Origin of the sequence: Kitasatospora sp. NPDC058478, assembly GCF_042720345.1 — a bacterium.
In the GTDB taxonomy this organism is placed as follows: domain Bacteria; phylum Actinomycetota; class Actinomycetes; order Streptomycetales; family Streptomycetaceae; genus Kitasatospora.
Genome location: NZ_JBHXML010000051.1, coordinates 58,407 through 73,299, shown reverse-complemented (window position 1 = coordinate 73,299; position 14,893 = coordinate 58,407). Strand labels below are relative to the sequence as shown.

Here is a 14,893-nt window from a genome sequence, read left to right as displayed (position 1 = left end):
ACCACGACTCAACCTGCTCAACCGTCAACCCATAGGCACACAGTCAAGACAACGAACACCTACACCCACAGTCACGCCCAGATGCGGTTGCAGTACTAGGCCGAGCAGTTCGACAGCCCGTCAGGTTCCGGTGCCGGCACCGGCACCGGTGGCGAAGGCGGTGATGTCCGCCAGCGGCGGCCGGTAGCCGTGGGTGGTGTCCACGTGCAGGTGCGGCACCGGCAGGGACGGCGGGGTGAAGTCGTCCAGCAGGTTGCCCGGGCCGGGCGGGGCGGCGAGGAGCGCGCGGTCGGCGTGCGCGGCGCGGCGCGGGTGCGTCGTCAGGCGGGCCCGGATCCGGGCGCGGGCCACTGCCGGGTCCACCCGGCAGTGCACGATCCGCAGTTCGGCGTGCTCGGCCAGCGGGGTCAGGCCGGGCCGCCACAGCCGGTCCTGGAACGCGGCCTCCGCCACCACGCTCACCCCCGCGCGCACCAGGACCTCCAGGACGTCGAAGAACGCCGCGCGCACCGCCTCGTCGGGGTTCCCGGCCCGGGTGCCCGCGTGCACCAGGCCCTCCTTCAGCTCGTCCCGGCACACCGCCGGGCAGCCGAGGGACTGCGCCAGCGCGTGGGCCAGCGTCGTCTTCCCGCTGCCCGGCCCGCCGCTCACCACGATCAGCACCTGTGGACCCCTTTCGTCAGGTCGGGCCAGGTCAGCTCAGGCCACGTCAGGCCAGGTCAGGTCAGGCCAGGGCGCGGAGCAGGCGGTCGGCGAGGGTGGGGTAGGGGCGGCAGTCCAGGACGGGCAGGTGGTGGGTGCGGGCCTGGTCGGCGAGCCAGTGGGAGTAGCGGGCGCTGACGGCGGCGCGGCGTTCCTGCGGGCCGCAGTCGGGCTCCCGCCGGGCGTAGTTGGCGCTGATGCCGGCCGCGTCGCCCTCGTGCAGGAACACGGCGCGCACGACGCGGCCCTGCCCGGAGGCCTCGGCGGCGGCGCGGGCGGCGGCGGCCGGGGTGAGGTAGTCGCCTTCGACGATCGCGGGCACGTCGACGGTGAGGCGGTTGCGCACCACGCCGAGCAGGGCGTCGTCCAGGGCGCGGGCGGTGGCGATCTGCAGTTCCAGGACGCGGTCGGCGGGCAGCGCGTCGGGGTCGTCGAGGCCGTCGAAGTGGTGCAGGCCGGGGTGGCCCTCGGCGGTGGTGGCGGCGTGCAGGGCGGCGACGACGTCGTCGAACTCGACCACGAACGCGCCGCTGTGCCGGGCGAGTTCGGCGGCGGCGCGACTCTTGCCGAGGCCGGAGGCGCCGCCGAGCAGCAGGACGTCCCAGGTGGGGGCGCTGCCGTCGCCGTCCCCGTTGACGCTCCCGCTGCCGTTGGTGCCGTTGCTGTGCATCCGGGCACGGTACCCGCCGCGCGGGGTGGGGCGGTAAGCGGTTTCGGTGGCGGGCGGGCTCTGAGGGGTGAGGGAGGTGTGGGCCTTCCCCGCCTGGCCCCCGGCGCCCGACAGCCGGCCCCGGCCCGGTCCCGTCCGTCACCCGCGCCGCACCCGCCCCCGGCGCGGCGCGGGTGACGGGAAGCGGGTCGCGGGAGGCGGAAGCGGGCGTCAGGCCTCAGACGCCGCGCGGCGCCCCGTGCCCCGCCGGCGCGGCCCCGAGGCTCGCGCCGCGGCCCGCCTCCGAGGTCGCCGCCCTGGCCGGACGCCTGGAGGGCCCCGCGGCGCAGGTCCTCGCCGGCGGCGCCGGGCCGCTGGCGGGCCGTCCGGTGCTCAACGTCCTGGCGACCATCGGCCACCACCCCGACCTGCTGGTCGCCCTGGTGCCCCTGCTCACCCAGCTCGCCCAGGGCCTGATCCCGCCCCGCGAACGGGAACTGGCGATCCTGCGCACCGCCCACCGCACCGGCTGTGCCTACGAGTGGCACCACCATGCCCGCCTCGGCGCCGCCGCCGGCCTGACCGGGCCCGAGATCGCCCGCGTTCTCGGCGGGCCGGACGCCCCCGGCTGGAGCGAGGGCGACCGGGCGCTGCTGCGGGCCGTGGACGAGCTGTGCGGGGACCGCGCGCTGTCCCCGGCCACCTGGCGTGAGCTGGCCGCCCGCCACTCCACCCCGCAGCTGCTGGAACTGCTCGCCCTCGTCGGCGCCTACGCGCTGGTCGCGGGCATCGTCAACAGCTGCGGCGTCCCCCTCGACGACTGGCTCACCCCGCCCGTGGCGGCGGGCTGACCGTCGTCGACCGCCGTGTGGGGAACCGGAGTTCACCACACGGCGCGCCCGCGGACCGGCCCGCGGTTCGGCCGCCGCGTCCGGTTCAGTCGTCGTGCAGCGGGCGGCGCACCGCCCAGGGCAGGACGAACCACAGCCCGGCGAAGATCAGTGCGACGACGGAGGTGATGGCCAGGGCCGTGGCGGTCCCGAGCACGACGTCCAGGACGAGCAGCACGGCGCCGGTGAGCGCGCAGGCCAGCAGCACCAAGCCCAACTGGGCGATGTGGACGGAGACCTTGACGATCCGCGCCTTGCCGGGGTGGCGGAACAGCCCGCGGTGCAGCGCCACCGGGGTGGCGAACACGGCCGAGGAGATGACGGCCAGCAGCAGGGTGGTGACGTAGACGTCCTGCTGGCCGTCGGTGAGGGTGGCGAAGCGCGGGGTGAAGGCGACCCCGAGCAGGAACGCGAACACGATCTGCACGCCGGTCTGCAGCACCCGCAGCTCCTGCAGCAGTTCCACCAGCCGCCGGTCGGCCCGGGCCCCCGGGCTCTCCGGGCCGGACGGGGACGGGGCGACGGGCGGCCCGGGTTCGGGCTGGGGCGGCGGCGGGGTGCTGGTCATGCGTCACCTTGATGTCGGAGGATGCCCCGGCCTTCAGGTCGGGGAGGAGCTCGGTTTTCCGCGTGGCGGGTCGGGGGCGGCCGTTTTGCCGCTCACCGGGCCGGTGTCCACCGCCCCGGTCCAAGCACCTTTGTCAGACCGTCAGGCTATGTTGCCGGTCATGGCGATCACGGCGCAGGACACGGACGGGTGTACCGGGCATACCCGGTACACCTACCGGCTGCGATGGACTGCGCGCACTGCGATGCGAGAACCAAGCACGCACTGCGGCTGGGACTGCGCACCTATACCTGCACCACGTGCGGAGCCGTGTCCCCCAGGGACAAGAACTCCGCTTACGTGATGCTCAACCGGGCAGGTCTGAACCCGGCTGACGCTGATGGCAGAAGACCTGCCGGGACGCCGTCCCGGAAGGCGGCCTGAGTCACCAATCCACCCGACAGAAGCCGGAATCCCCGGCGTCAGCAGGGGGAGCAGTCAAATTCTGCTGGCCCGCCGCCCGGTGCGGTGCCGCCCGGCGCGGTGCCGTCCAGACGGTGCTGCCAGGCGGTGAGGAGGGTCTGCAGGGCGGCGGCCTCCTCGGGGGACAGGAGGGCGAGCAGGCGGTGCTCGTTGCGCAGGTGGGCGGTGAACGCCTCGTCGATCAGCCGCAGTCCGGCGTCGGTGAGGGCGACGACGCGCCCGCGCCGGTCGCCCTCGGCGAGGCGGCGGGTGACGAGTCCGGCGCGTTCGAGGCGGTCGATCCGCTTGGTCATCGCGCCGGTGGTGACCATGGTGTGGGCGGCGAGTTCCCCGGGGGCCCGTTCGTAGGGGGCGCCGGTCCGGCGCAGCGCGGCCAGGACGTCGAAGTCGCCCTCGCCGAGGCCGTAGCGGGAGTAGACCAGGGCGAGTTCGCCAGTCAGCCGGGCGGCGAGGCGGTGCAGGCGGCCGATGACGGCCAGCGGGGAGACGTCGAGGTCGGGGCGTTCGCGCCGCCACGCGGCCTGGATCAGCGCCACGTGGTCGGCGTCCGCGTCCGGCGGGGAGGGCGTCCGGGGGTGCTGCTGGTGCTCCATGGGGCCATCCTACCGCCAGTACCTTCCCGGGAAGGTATATTGCCTTCCATGGAAGCCAATCTGCGGTGGGTCCTGCTGACCGCGGTCGCGCCACTCGCCTGGGGCGCCAACTACTACGTCACCCACGCCTACCTGCCCGCCGACCGGCCCCTGTGGGGCGCGGCCCTGCGCGCCCTGCCCGCCGGACTGGTCCTGCTCACCCTGTCCCGCCGCCGCCCGCACGGGCCCTGGTGGTGGCGCAGCGCCCTGCTCGGACTGCTCAACACCGCGGTGTTCTTCGTCCTGCTCTACCTCGCCTCCCAACTGCTGCCCACCAGCACCGCCGCCACCGTCATGGCCGCCTCCCCGCTGGCGATGCTGCTCACCGCCTGGGCACTGGCCGGGCAGCGCCCGCACCGCGCCCACCTGGTCGGCGCGGTGGTGGGCCTGGGCGGGGTGGCGCTGACGCTGCTCGGCGTGGGCGGCGCGGTCAGCGGGGCGGGGCTGGCGGCGTCGGCGGCGGCGATGCTGGTCTCCTGCGTCGGCTACGTGCTGGCCGCCCGCTGGCGCGAGGGCGCGGACCCACTGGCCGTCACCTCCTGGCAGCTGACCGCCGGCGGCCTGATGCTGCTGCCCCTGGCCGTTGCCGCGGAGGGCGCGCCCCCGGCGATGGACGCCCGCACACTCCCGGCCTTCGGCTACGTCGCCCTGGTGGCCACCGCCCTCGCCTTCGCCCTCTGGTTCGCGGGCCTGCGCCACCTGCCGGCCGGCACGGTCGGGCTGCTCGGCCTGCTCAACCCGCTCGCCGGCGTCCTGCTGGGCGCCGGCCTCGCGGGGGAGGGGCTCGGCACGCGCCAGGTGTGCGGGCTGGCCCTGGTCCTGGCCGGCGTCCTGCTCGGCCACCCCCGCGGGCCCGCCCGCCCTGCCGAGCTCTCCTTCGCGGCCGAATCCGGTACCCGCGTCGGGAATTGACGATCCGTCAGTCCATCGGCCGGGTCGGATGGTGATCCAGGACGGCACACGCGGCCCCGGGGGAGCGGTGCCCGATCGCCACGGCCACGGCCACGTCCGCAGTCGCCGCCCGACCCCGCCCCCGCCCGGCCCCTGCCGCCCGCGCCCCCGCTGCGCCGCGCCGGCGCCCGCTGCCCGTAGGCTGGGCGGGCCGTCACCGGCACAGACCGTCACCAGTACTGACAAACACGATAGAAGCGGGCAGGGGCATGCAGTTCGACGACCAGGGCGACCTCGACACCTCGCAGGTGGACGACCGGCGCGGGATCCCGGGCGGGAAGGTCGCCATCGGCGGCGGGGCGGTGGGCCTGATCGTCGTGCTGTTCGCGGTCGTCCTGGGCGTGGACCCCCAGCTGCTGGGCCTGTCCTCCGGCGGCGGCTCCACCACCTCCAACGGCGCGCACACCGCCGGCGAGGTGCAGCAGGCCTGCAAGACCGGTGCGGACGCCAACCGGCGCCAGGACTGCCGGATCGTGGCGGTCACCAACAGCGTGCAGGAGTTCTGGCGCGCCGAACTGCCCAAGCGCACGGGCGCCGCGTACCGCAACGCCGAGACGGTGCTGTTCACCGGTCAGGTCTCCACCGCCTGCGGCCCGGCGACCTCCGCCGTCGGCCCGTTCTACTGCCCCGGCGACCGCAAGGCCTACTTCGACCTCGGCTTCTTCAACGAGCTCTCGGCCCGCTTCGGCGCCAAGGGCGGGCCCTTCGCCGAGTCCTACGTCGTCGCCCACGAGTACGGCCACCACATCCAGAACCTCCTCGGCACCATGCAGAAGGTGGGCAGCGACCGCCAGGGCGCCAACAGCGCCTCCGTGAAGCTGGAACTCCAGGCCGACTGCTACGCCGGGGTGTGGGCGCACCACGCCACCACCACCCCGCAGCCCTCCACCGGGCGGCCGCTGATCGCCTCCCTCACCGACCAGGACATCGCCCAGGGCCTGGACGCGGCCGCGGCCGTCGGTGATGACCGGATCCAGAAGCAGGCCACCGGCCGGGTCAACCCGGAGGGCTGGACCCACGGCTCCTCCGAGCAGCGCAAGACCTGGTTCACCACCGGCTACCGCACCGGCGACCTCGCCCAGTGCGACACCTTCGGCAAGCTCTAGCCCCGCGAGCTCTAGCCCAGCGAGCCGGCGGGCCGGCTCCCGGAGTGCGGCGGCGCGCCCCTGTCAGATGTCAGGGACCGCCGCCGGGCCCGCGTTCCTAGGCTGCTGAGCACCGGCCGGACCCCACGTCAGGCCGCCCACCAGCCAAGGGAGAACCATCCATGCGCAGGATCACCCACGCCGTCGCCACCCTCGCCCTCGCGACCGCGGCCCTGACCACCCTGACCACCCTGGGCGCCGGCAGCGCCGGCGCCGCCGACGGCTCCTGGGCGGGCTGTCCGTACGGGGCGGTCTGCGTCTACCCGCAGAACCAGAACCCGGCCTCGGCCCCGAGCGAGGTGTACTGGAGCTACGGCGCGCACAACCTGAGCAACCAGTACGGCAACCACTGGGTCCTCAACAACCAGTCCGGCGGCGCCCACGCCCACCTGTGCAAGGGCTCCGGCGGCGGCAGCTGCGTCTACGACATCCCGGCGCAGAACGGCGTCTGGTACGACCTGGGCCCGATCAACTCGATCACCCTCGACCGCCCCTGACGCGTCGTTCCCGACGCACTGCCCCTGACGCACCGGTACCACCGCGCACCGGTACCACCGCGCACGGGGGCGCCCGCCGCACGGGGGGCGGCGGGCGCCCCACCTCCCTGACACCTCGACAGGTTGATCGACTCTTGAACGGCGGGCCCCGCAACGGGCGCCGCCGTTCCGTCATTTGGAGCTTCCTCCAGGTTTCAACTCCCCGTCAGTGTTCATGAAGATAACGAGTAGAGGCGCATCGCCCGCAGTCTGAATTTACTTATTGACGTCATGTACGCGTTCAGGTTTAACTCCCCCCACCCCGCCGCAGAGCCGCGGCGACGTCAGGGAGAGGCACCCCCATGAACGCAGCACTGCGTCGCGTCCTCATCGCCACCACCGGCATCTCACTGGCCCTGTCCATGGCCGCCTGCGGCAAGGCGGGCGGCGACAAGAAGGACGCGGCCGCCGCCGGAGACGGCAAGTCCATCGGGCTGCTCCTACCCGAGAACGCCTCCTCCACCCGCTACGAATCCTTCGACCGCCCCTTCGTCGAGGCCAAGGTCGCCGCCCTGTGCGCGGACTGCAAGGTCCTCTACAACAACGCCGAGGGCAGCGCCGCCAAGCAGAAGCAGCAGTTCGACACCCTCCTCGCCCAGGGCGTGAAGGTGATCATCCTGGACCCCTACAACGCCAAGTCCACCCAGGGCTGGGTCCAGGAGGCCGCCGCCAAGGGCGTCAAGGTCGTCGCCTACGACCGCCTGGCCACCGGACCGGTGGCCGCCTACGTCTCCTTCGACAACGAGAAGGTCGGCGAACTCCAGGGCCAGGCCCTCGTCGACGCCCTCGGCCCGCAGGCCGCCGACGCCAACGTCGCCATGATCAACGGCGACGAGGCCGACCCCAACGCCGCCGACTTCAAGACCGGCGCCCACAAGGTCCTCGACGCCAAGGTCAAGAAGATCGTCTACGAGCAGTCCGGCCAGTGGGACGCCACCATCGCCGGCCAGAAGATCGGCGCCGCCGTCACCCAGCTCGGCAAGAACGGCTTCCAGGCCGTCTACTCCGCCAACGACGGCATGGCCGGCGCCATCATCACCCAGCTCCAGGGCGCCGGCATCAAGGTCCCCGTCGGCGGACAGGACGCCGGCCTCGACGCCATCCAGCGCATCGTCAACGGCGACCAGGCCTTCACCATCTACAAGGCCTACCGCCCGCTCGCCGACTCCGCCGCCGAACTGGCCGTCGCCCTCCTCAAGGGCAAGGACGTCAAGACCGTCGCCACCGCCACCGTCGACAGCGCCACCGACAAGGCCATCCCCGCCAAGTTCCTGGACGCCAAGGTCGTCACCAAGGCCAACATCGCCACCACCGTCGTCGCCGACGGCCTCTACAAGGTCTCCGACATCTGCACCGCCGACTACGCCGCCGCCTGCGCCGCCGCCGGCCTCAAGTAGCCCGGCCCGCCCAGCCCGCCCGGCCGCCCAGCTCGACCCGGGTCCAAGTCCACCACCGCAGAAGAAGGTTCACTTGACAGGCGCACCCGTCCTCCAGCTGCGCTCGGTCTCCAAGCGCTTCGGTGCCGTCCAGGCCCTCACCGATGTCGGCCTCGACGTCCACCCCGGCGAAGTCCTCGCCCTCGTCGGCGACAACGGCGCCGGCAAGTCCACCCTCGTGAAGACCATTGCCGGTGTTCACCCCGTCGACGAGGGCACCATCACCTGGCACGGCGAGCCCGTGCGCCTGACCCGCCCCCAGGACGCCCAGGCCCTCGGCATCGCCACCGTCTACCAGGACCTCGCCCTGTGCGACAACCTCGACGTCATCGCGAACCTGTTCCTCGGACGCGAGAAACGCCGCCACGGGCTCCTGGACGAGGTCGCCATGGAGCAGCACGCCCGCGAACTCCTCGACACCCTCGCCATCCGCATCCCCGACGTGCGCACCCCCGTCGCCGCGCTCTCCGGCGGCCAGCGCCAGGTCGTCGCCATCGCCCGCGCCCTGGTCGGCGAGCCAGCCCTCGTCATCCTGGACGAGCCCACCGCCGCCCTCGGCGTCGAACAGACCGCCCAGGTCCTCGACCTCGTCGAGCGGCTGCGCGAACGCGGCCTGGCCGTCGTCCTCGTCAGCCACAACATGGCCGACGTGCGGGCCGTCGCCGACACCGTCGCCGTCCTGCGCCTGGGCCGCAACAACGGCGTCTTCCCCGTCGCCGGCACCACCCAGGAGCAGATCGTCTCCGCCATCACCGGAGCCACCGACAACGCCCACGCCCGGCGCCAGGCCCGCCACACCGAGGAGGAGGACGCCGCATGACCACGCCCAGCACCCCCGCCGACACCCCCGCGGCCCCCGGCGCCGAGCCTGCGGCCCCCGGTGCCGACCCCCGCCTGCACACCCGGGCCGCCGGCCCCGCCGGCTACCTGGAGGCCGCCCGCCGGCGCCTGGCCGCCGGCGAACTCGGCTCCCTGCCCGTCGTCGTCGGCCTCATCCTGATCGCCGTCATCTTCCAGTCCGTCACCGGCCACTTCCTCCAGGCCGACAACCTCACCAACATCACCCGCTTCATCGCCGGCCCCGGCCTCATCGCCGTCGGCGTCGTCTTCGTCCTCATCCTCGGCGAGATCGACCTCTCCCTGGGCTCCGTCGCCGGCGCCAGCGCCGCCCTCGCCGCCGTCCTCGCCGTGCGCCAGGGCATCGCCGAATGGCTCGCCGTGCTCGCCGCCCTCGCCGCGGCCACCGTCATGGGCCTGCTGCACGGCCTCTTCTTCGCCCGCGTCGGCGTCCCCGCCTTCGTCGTCACCCTCGCCGGCATGCTCACCTGGAGCGGCCTGCAGGAGTACGTCCTGGGCGACCTCGGCACCGTCAACAACCGCCACGGCGGCCTCATCGCCACCCTCGACACCACCTTCCTCGGCGACGGCGACATCGCCTACGCCTGGGCCCTGGCGGTCCTCGCCCCCGCCCTCTACCTGCTCGCCCACCTGCGCACCGCCCGCCGGCGCACCGCCGCCGGCCTCACCGCCCGCCCCACCGCCGACACCGCCATCCGCACCGGCGCCCTGGCCGTGCTCACCCTCGCCACCGCCTACGCCCTCAACCAGGACCGCGGCCTGCCGCTGCCCCTGGTCGTGCTGGTGGGCGTCGTCGTCCTCACCGACTTCGTCCTGCGCCGCACCTCCTACGGGCGGCAGATCTTCGCGGTCGGCGGCGGCGTGGAGGCCGCCCGGCGTGCCGGCGTCAACGTGGCCCGGGTGCGGATCTCCGTCTTCATGCTGTCCGCGTTCCTGGCCGGCCTGGGCGGGCTGTTCTACGCCTCCCAGCAGGGCTCCGCCGACAAGCAACTGGGCGGCGGCAACGTCCTGATGAGCGCGATCGCCGCCGCCGTCATCGGCGGCACCAGCCTCTTCGGCGGCCGCGGCAAGACCTGGTCCGCGCTGCTGGGCATCCTGGTGATCCAGTCCATCACCACCGGCCTGGACATGGTCCACGCCGCCCAGGCCATCCAGTACATGATCACCGGCGCCGTCCTGCTCGCCGCCGTCGTCCTGGACTCCCTCTCCCGCCGCACCCGCGCCACCGCCGCCCGCACCTAGCGAAGCCCGAAAGACCCGGGCCCCCTCTCCCGGCCCGGCGCCCCGCCGCATCGCGGGGCCCGGGCCCCTGTGGAAGGTCCCAGACCTCCACAGCACGCCCGAACCCGATCCTTTGCCGGAAAGCGGCAAAGGATCGGGTTCGGGCATTTTCGATGCGGGTGGCGGTCGATCAACCTTTGGGCAATTAATGGGAGTTGACGCATGAACTTACGAGTGGAGGGGGCACCGGCCAGTCACCTCAGTCGAGCCGACCGCGCTGCGCAGGAAGTCGGCGGGCCCGACTTCCTGCGCACGGTCGGGTGTTGCTCAAGAGCGGGTGGCTTGGGCTTGGGTGCGGCAGTGGGTGAGGGCAGGTTTGATGCGGGGGTCGGGGGTGGGGGCGGCGACGAGGAGTTCGCCGGCGGTGACGAGGGCGGTCCAGTAGTGGGCGGGGTCGCCGATGGTGGGGCGGGGGCGGGCGGCCGCGAGGGAGAGGTAAGCGGCGGTGAGGTTCCCGGTGGTGAACCAGCGGGCCAGGCCGTGCTGGTGGCCGGCGCGGATGCCGCCCATGGCGTCGATGGCGGCCAGGAAGAGGTCGACAACGGCGAGTTCGGTGGCGTCGAGAGGCTTGGGGATGTCGAAGACGCCGAGGGCTTCGAGGAGTTCGCCGGTGTCGGCCTCGGAGCCGGGGCGGGGGCTGGCGAGCAGGGCGTCGTAGCAGTCGTTGAGGCGGCGTTGGGTTTCGGCGGCGGGGATGCCGAGGGCGGTGCAGACGGCGCGGGCGGATCGGAGGGGGTGGCGGGTGTGGCGGGCGAGGGTGGCGTAGGTGTCGGCGGGGGTGGAGCCGGTGTCGAACAGGTGGCGGGCGGTGAGGGGGAGTCGCATGGTGGGCACCTGTTCAGACGGTGAGGAGGGTGACGGGCGCGGGGGCGATGAGGGCCCAGACGAACTTGCCGACCCCGCCGGCGCGGGGGCAGCAGCCCCACTTCTCGGCGAGTTCGTTGACGAGGAGCACGCCGCGTCCGTGCTCGTCCTCGGGTGTGGGGGTGCGGAGGGAGGGGTGGCCGGTGCCGGCGTCGTGGACTTCGAGGCGTAGGCGGTCGCCGGTGAGGGAGAAGCGGACTTCGATGAGGCGGTCGGCGGGTGCGTCGGTGTGCTGGACGGCGTTGGCGAAGAGCTCGCCGAGGAGGAGTTCGGCGGTGTCGGAGTAGCGGTCGCCGGTGGGGAGCGCGGCGAGGTAGGCGCGCAGCAACTGCCTTGCGACGGGGGTGGATTCCGTGCGGGAGTCCAGGCGTGCCGCGAACGTGCGGGGGCGGGGAGCGGTACGGATTTTGAGCATGGCGAAGCACCTCAAGGGAAGGCGTATGCGAATGGAGTGCGCCCACTTCGGTCAGTAGTCGAATGACTACCAGGATGGCTCAGCCTGCTCTAGGATCGAAAGAGTTTCAAATCTCTAGTCCAGCGGATTTTAAAGAAGGCGATCTTGGTTCGTCGCACACTTGACCCAACGTCATCCCCGTTGGAAGCCCTGGCTGTTCAGATCAGCCGGTCGCGCCAGGCCAAGGGGATGACGCAGATCGAACTCGGCGTGCGAGTCGGGTACTCCAACGTCTACATCTCGAACGTGGAGCGAGCTAAACAAGCGCCGTCTTTAAAGTTCGTAGAACGCGTGGACGCCGCCCTCGATGCCGGTGGCGCCCTGACGGGACTGTGGTGGAGCTGGAAGAACGGCGCTCTGTTGCCGGGGTTCTCCGAGTACCTTCGCCGGGAGCGCGAAGCGATCACAGTCAGACTGTTCGACACGGATATGGTGTCGGGCATACTCCAACACCCGGACTACAGCGCGGCCTACGAGGCAGGCATCGTCCGCCGAGGGGAAGCGACGCAGGAGCAAGCCGACGAGAGGCTCGCCCTGCTGGCGCAACGTCAACTCATGCTCGACAGGGGCACGACGATCCACGTCGTCCTGGACGAGGGAGCCCTGCGTCGACCGATCGGCGGTCGGGAGATTATGGCCATGCAGCTCTCTCACCTGGAGAGCCTGTGTGATCACCCGAATGTGATCATCCAGATCTCTCCGTACCGCCTCGCCGAAGATCGGCCGCTGTCCCACCCCGTCACGCTCTTGACCCTCCCCAATCGTGCTTTGGTCGGGTACACGGAGACGCTTCAACGGGGATACCTGGAACAAGATGCCGAGACGGTGGCCCGATGGGTCGATAGATACGATCGACTCCAGGTCAACGCGCTCAGCCAGCCGGACAGTTTGGCTGTGATCCGGGAGACAGGGAAGGAACTGGACCATGCATGACCCAACGGGCGCCAAGTGGCGCAAGAGCACCTACAGCAACGGCGGGGGTGGTTGCGTAGAGGTTGACGATGCGCACCCGGGCAGGGTCCGTGACTCCAAGGACCCCCAGGGCCCAACGCTGGCCTTCTCGGCCGAGGGCTGGGACTCGTTCGTTGCCGCTGTCCGAAGCGGCGAGTTCGGCGAAGTCTGAACCCGAGGCCTCTGCATTCGTCGCCCCGTTTCGACATGATCGTCACGCCGATGCTGCCCGGTAGGATCGGCCACGACGCCCCGATGATGCGCTTCAGGCGGGCCCAGGACGACGGCGTGTTCGATCGATTCGCCGGTCACGTCGAGGACTTGTGGGCACGAGGGCGTGACGTGTGGGCGATTTCGGCAGTGGAGGCGGTGGATCATGCCCAGGCGTGATTACGAGGACGATCCGGACGCTCCCGAGGCGAACTCGTTGGTCCCGGCCGCGTCCGTCGTCGTGGTCGACGATGCGGGCCGCGTCCTGCTCCAGCGCCGCACCGACAACGGGATGTGGGCCCTGCCCGGCGGCAGGATGGACATCGGTGAGTCGATCGCCGGGTGCGGTATCCGCGAGACGCGCGAGGAGACCGGACTCGATGTCGAGATCACCGGGATCGTCGGCACCTACACCGACCCCGGCCATGTCTTCGCCTATGACGACGGCGAAGTCCGCCAGGAGTTCTCCGTCTGCCTCCTCGGACGTCCGGTCGGCGGGGAGCTGCGGGTGTCCGACGAGTCCCACGAGGTGGCGTGGTTCACCCCGGCTGGGACGGACGAGCTGCCGATGGTGCCGAGCATCCGCAAGCGGCTCATCGACTGGCGCTCCGGGGCGACTCCCGTGGTGCGCTAGCCGCCGGCCGTCCTGCGCGAGGCCACCCGGCGGCCCCGGGAACGGTTGGTGCCGTCCCGGGGCCCGCCGCCCCCGTGAGCGGCGGGACCCGGGGGGTGGCGGGTCAGGCGGGGCGGATGCCCGGGTTGCCGGCCTCGGTGACGAAGGAGGCCGCGGTGGTGATGGTGCCGCCGGGGCGGGTGATGTGGGAGAGCGCCCGGCAGCCGGCGCGGACCTGGTGGCGTTCCAGGGTGAGTGTGGTGCAGCCGCGGCGGCCATCGTAGAACTCTCTGTGCGGGCTGGCCGGCATCAGGTTCTGCCAGTTGGACGGCCGCTCCTCGCCGTCGCGGTCGCTGCTGATCGAGCTCTCGGTTCGTGGTGTGTGGTGCCGAGGCGAGTGGAGGTGGAGGGTGTCGGCGGATGGCGGCCCTGAGGTCCGGCCGCCCCGGGCGCCACTCGCATGTCCGCGAGTGGCGCCCGGCTGACCTGGACGAGCCGACCGCGCTGCACAGGAAGTCGGCGGGGGCGACTTCCTGCGCACGGTGGGGTGTTGCTCATGGGTGGGCGGCTTGGGCTCGGGCTTGGGTGCGGCAGTGGGTGAGGGCGGGTTTGATGCGGGGCCGGGGGAGGGGGTGACGGTGAGGAGTTCGCTGAGAAACCGCTGGGCATCGGGTCGGCCGTGCCCTACGATCGCGCGAATGATCACTCATGGAGCGATACTCGACACCGCCCTCGCCCGGATCACCGCTGGTTACGTGTTCCCCGAGAAGACGGCGGCCATTGAAGTGGCGATCCGGAACCGGCTGGCGGAAGGCGCTTATGAGGGCCTGGACGAGCGGGGGCTGTGCGAGCGGGTCACGGAGGACTTGCAGGGGGTGTGTCCGGACAAGCACCTGCGGCTGTTGTGGAGCGAGGAGCCGCAGTCGATGGACGAGGAGCCGGAGGACGTCGCCCGGGCCCGGTTCGAGCGGTACGCCCGGGAGAAGAACTACGGCATCCGGCGGGCAGAGCAACTCGACGGCAACATCGGCTACCTCGATCTGCGCATGATTCCCCCGGCCGGGGTGGGCGGTCCCGCGATCGCCGCCGCGATGCAACTGGTCGCTTCCACCGAGGCGTTGGTCATCGACCTGCGGCAGTGCAGCGGCGGCTCACCGGAGGGCGTTCAGCTGTGGTGCAGCTACTTCTTCGCTGACGACGAGGTGCACCTCAACGACATCTACGACCGGGCTACCGACTCCACCCGCCAGTACTGGACCCTCGGGCACCTCGCCGCGCCGCGCTATTCGGACCGGCCGGTGGCGGTGCTGACCAGCGACTTCACTTTCTCCGGTGGGGAGGAGCTGTCGTACAACCTGAAGGTGCTCAAGCGGGCGACGCTGGTCGGGCAGACGACGCGTGGTGGCGCCCACCCGACGGCCCGTATTCCTGTTGCGCCGCATGTGACGGTGACCGTGCCGGCGGCCCGCTCGATCAACCCGGTCACCGGCACCAACTGGGAGGGCGTTGGCGTGGAGCCGGACGTGGCGGTTGCCGCTGAGGACGCGCTGGAGAAGGCACTGGAACACCTTCGCGCGTAGTTGAGTCCCCCGGCTGCTCAGTCCTGAGCAGCCGGGGGGCCTATGCGAGGCAACTGGTGCGGCGCGGTCACGCTCAAGGCTCTCAGCCACCCCGGGGCCCGCCGCCCCCGT

Annotated in this window: 19 protein-coding genes and 1 pseudogene; 13 read left to right on the top strand and 7 right to left on the bottom strand. The window is 72.1% G+C overall.

All coding sequences use genetic code 11. The features are described from left to right. Positions 1-120 precede the first annotated feature (120 nt). Entirely contained in the window at positions 121-663 is a 543-nt protein-coding gene (locus ACFWPT_RS26730; protein WP_380484803.1) for an AAA family ATPase, read from the bottom strand. Between the two features lie 61 nt (positions 664-724). Beyond that, positions 725-1,372, bottom strand: coding sequence for an AAA family ATPase (locus tag ACFWPT_RS26725; RefSeq protein WP_380484801.1), 648 nt, complete (start codon positions 1,370-1,372; stop codon positions 725-727). A 173-nt stretch (positions 1,373-1,545) separates the two neighbouring features. Between ACFWPT_RS26725 and ACFWPT_RS26720 the strand changes: the two genes are divergently transcribed. Next, positions 1,546-2,202: a carboxymuconolactone decarboxylase family protein gene (locus ACFWPT_RS26720; protein WP_380484799.1), complete on the top strand. Its 657-nt coding sequence runs from the start codon at positions 1,546-1,548 to the stop codon at positions 2,200-2,202. Between the two features lie 85 nt (positions 2,203-2,287). On the opposite strand, the gene ACFWPT_RS26715 is transcribed toward ACFWPT_RS26720, so the two are convergent. Beyond that, positions 2,288-2,809, bottom strand: a complete 522-nt coding sequence (locus ACFWPT_RS26715; protein ID WP_380484797.1) for a DUF6328 family protein — start codon at positions 2,807-2,809, stop codon at positions 2,288-2,290. A gap of 171 nt (positions 2,810-2,980) precedes the next feature. Between ACFWPT_RS26715 and ACFWPT_RS26710 the strand changes: the two are divergent. Further along, positions 2,981-3,232: pseudogene (locus ACFWPT_RS26710) on the top strand (zinc ribbon domain-containing protein); the annotation flags it as partial. A gap of 38 nt (positions 3,233-3,270) precedes the next feature. Here ACFWPT_RS26710 and ACFWPT_RS26705 read toward each other — a convergent pair. After that, on the bottom strand, positions 3,271-3,864 hold the full coding sequence (locus ACFWPT_RS26705; protein ID WP_380484795.1) for a MarR family winged helix-turn-helix transcriptional regulator: 594 nt from the start codon (positions 3,862-3,864) through the stop codon (positions 3,271-3,273). Positions 3,865-3,912: 48 nt separating this feature from the next. Between ACFWPT_RS26705 and ACFWPT_RS26700 the strand changes: the two genes are divergently transcribed. The 6 genes from ACFWPT_RS26700 to ACFWPT_RS26675 all read left to right on the top strand — a co-directional run bounded on the left by ACFWPT_RS26700 (position 3,913) and on the right by ACFWPT_RS26675 (position 10,071). Next, complete coding sequence (locus ACFWPT_RS26700) at positions 3,913-4,815, top strand: EamA family transporter (RefSeq protein ID WP_380484793.1); 903 nt, start codon at positions 3,913-3,915, stop codon at positions 4,813-4,815. A 248-nt stretch (positions 4,816-5,063) separates the two neighbouring features. Then, positions 5,064-5,960: a neutral zinc metallopeptidase gene (locus ACFWPT_RS26695; RefSeq protein ID WP_380484791.1), complete on the top strand. Its 897-nt coding sequence runs from the start codon at positions 5,064-5,066 to the stop codon at positions 5,958-5,960. A 161-nt stretch (positions 5,961-6,121) separates the two neighbouring features. Further along, positions 6,122-6,496: a hypothetical protein gene (locus ACFWPT_RS26690; RefSeq protein ID WP_063352941.1), complete on the top strand. Its 375-nt coding sequence runs from the start codon at positions 6,122-6,124 to the stop codon at positions 6,494-6,496. Positions 6,497-6,837: 341 nt separating this feature from the next. Beyond that, on the top strand, positions 6,838-7,932 hold the full coding sequence (locus tag ACFWPT_RS26685) for a sugar ABC transporter substrate-binding protein (protein WP_380484789.1): 1,095 nt from the start codon (positions 6,838-6,840) through the stop codon (positions 7,930-7,932). A gap of 73 nt (positions 7,933-8,005) precedes the next feature. Continuing rightward, entirely contained in the window at positions 8,006-8,791 is a 786-nt protein-coding gene (locus tag ACFWPT_RS26680) for an ATP-binding cassette domain-containing protein (protein ID WP_063352939.1), read from the top strand. Beyond that, positions 8,788-10,071, top strand: a complete 1,284-nt coding sequence (locus ACFWPT_RS26675) for a sugar ABC transporter permease (RefSeq protein ID WP_380484787.1) — start codon at positions 8,788-8,790, stop codon at positions 10,069-10,071. The genes ACFWPT_RS26680 and ACFWPT_RS26675 overlap by 4 nt, the downstream gene beginning before the upstream one ends. Positions 10,072-10,377: 306 nt before the next feature. Here the strand turns inward: ACFWPT_RS26675 and ACFWPT_RS26670 are convergent, their stop codons facing one another. Together ACFWPT_RS26670 and ACFWPT_RS26665 are read right to left on the bottom strand one after the other, a co-directional pair. After that, complete coding sequence (locus ACFWPT_RS26670) at positions 10,378-10,935, bottom strand: hypothetical protein (RefSeq protein WP_380484785.1); 558 nt, start codon at positions 10,933-10,935, stop codon at positions 10,378-10,380. 13 nt (positions 10,936-10,948) lie between these two features. Then, positions 10,949-11,389, bottom strand: a complete 441-nt coding sequence (locus tag ACFWPT_RS26665; protein ID WP_380376121.1) for an ATP-binding protein — start codon at positions 11,387-11,389, stop codon at positions 10,949-10,951. Positions 11,390-11,533: 144 nt separating this feature from the next. On the opposite strand from ACFWPT_RS26665, the gene ACFWPT_RS26660 reads away from it, so the two are divergent. The 4 genes from ACFWPT_RS26660 to ACFWPT_RS26645 are packed head-to-tail and all read left to right on the top strand — an operon-like array spanning position 11,534 to position 13,223. Next, entirely contained in the window at positions 11,534-12,361 is an 828-nt protein-coding gene (locus tag ACFWPT_RS26660; RefSeq protein WP_380376119.1) for a helix-turn-helix domain-containing protein, read from the top strand. Further along, positions 12,354-12,551: a DUF397 domain-containing protein gene (locus ACFWPT_RS26655; RefSeq protein ID WP_380376117.1), complete on the top strand. Its 198-nt coding sequence runs from the start codon at positions 12,354-12,356 to the stop codon at positions 12,549-12,551. Before ACFWPT_RS26660 ends, ACFWPT_RS26655 begins: the two co-directional genes overlap by 8 nt. Positions 12,552-12,586: 35 nt before the next feature. Next, the gene (locus tag ACFWPT_RS26650) at positions 12,587-12,769 is read left to right on the top strand and encodes a hypothetical protein (RefSeq protein ID WP_380376115.1); all 183 of its coding nucleotides are present in this window, start codon (positions 12,587-12,589) and stop codon (positions 12,767-12,769) included. Then, on the top strand, positions 12,756-13,223 hold the full coding sequence (locus ACFWPT_RS26645; RefSeq protein WP_380484783.1) for an NUDIX hydrolase: 468 nt from the start codon (positions 12,756-12,758) through the stop codon (positions 13,221-13,223). The genes ACFWPT_RS26650 and ACFWPT_RS26645 overlap by 14 nt, the downstream gene beginning before the upstream one ends. Before the next feature lie 103 nt (positions 13,224-13,326). Here ACFWPT_RS26645 and ACFWPT_RS26640 read toward each other — a convergent pair whose 3' ends face one another. Continuing rightward, positions 13,327-13,512 (bottom strand): hypothetical protein, encoded by a 186-nt coding sequence (locus ACFWPT_RS26640; protein ID WP_380484781.1) that lies wholly within the window; start codon positions 13,510-13,512, stop codon positions 13,327-13,329. A 445-nt stretch (positions 13,513-13,957) separates the two neighbouring features. Between ACFWPT_RS26640 and ACFWPT_RS26635 the strand changes: the two genes are divergently transcribed. Beyond that, entirely contained in the window at positions 13,958-14,782 is an 825-nt protein-coding gene (locus ACFWPT_RS26635) for a S41 family peptidase (RefSeq protein WP_380484779.1), read from the top strand. Positions 14,783-14,893: the final 111 nt, after the last annotated feature.